At 47.2% G+C, this 1,027-nt stretch carries 1 protein-coding gene and 1 pseudogene; both read right to left on the bottom strand.

Annotated elements, in window-relative coordinates:
• A partial coding sequence (locus A3738_RS01465; RefSeq protein ID WP_156503876.1) for a heme A synthase occupies nucleotides 1-755 on the bottom strand: 755 nt, incomplete at its 3' end.
• 10 nt (nucleotides 756-765) lie between these two features.
• A pseudogene (locus tag A3738_RS01470) lies at nucleotides 766-1,027 on the bottom strand (hypothetical protein); the annotation flags it as partial.

Below are 1,027 nucleotides of genomic sequence, written 5' to 3' on the forward strand. Positions count from 1 at the left end.
TCCATCGTTCCTCCCAAATAATTGGGGCCGACTTCTTGCGTTAAATCAAAGCCTTTCCCGAAATCCATATCCGGCCAAAAACTACCCTGACATGTCGGTAGTTCATCCCCACACGCGAGCGCGGCGTAATTCGATGCGGTCCACGCACCTAAAAATATTTGTATAACGACCAGTATTAGCCCTATAAGTGCAGCTTTCTTCCCAACAGAAGTTCCTTTTTTCTTTAGCTCAGTATCCGAGTCACCGCGCTCACGCCTCGTTCTCAACACCAATAAAAAGAGCAGTGATAGGGTCGCAAACCCTCCTAATAAATGCGCACTTACAACTTGCGGCCATAACTTTAGTGTGACCGTCCACATACCAAACATGCCCTGGCAGATGACGAGCGCTAGCAAACCAAAAATATGCCCATATGGTAAAGCCTCTTCTTTCGCCGTTCCTGAAATTTTGGCGCGCACACTAATAGCGTACACAGACAAACATAGAAGGACGAACCCCAAGAGACTCGCAAAATAACGATGAATCATTTCAGGCCAGCCTTTATCGACCTCTACTGGCGCATCAGGAAAGCGCATTTCGGCGATCGCAATTTTTTCAGGCGTCTCTGGCACAGTAAGAAAACCATAACAACCCGGCCAGTCTGGGCAACCAAGACCTGCATCAACCAGACGAGTCCAAGCGCCCAGCATAACCACAACACTAGCTAAAAACGTCGCGCCAATAGCAACTCTATTAATGACTCTGCGGTACATCATCTCTCTCCCATTAACCAATGTTTGAGAGTTTCAATAACTTCTTCAAATCGTCTTTGAGATCGTAGCCACTATTAGTTGAGTCGTAGCGAAGAATGACATTACCCAGCGGATCACTCACCCATAAGTTCCACGTTTTGCTTGTGTCTGCCTGTTTATAGAGCTCAATTAGCGCTGACTCATCAACACTCTTCACTGACAACTGTGGATAATCTGCCGCGAGTAAGTCTTGCGTTTGCTCTGCTTGGGTGGATAACAACACTCGTGCCACACGC

This window comes from Oleiphilus sp. HI0066 (genome assembly GCF_001635725.1).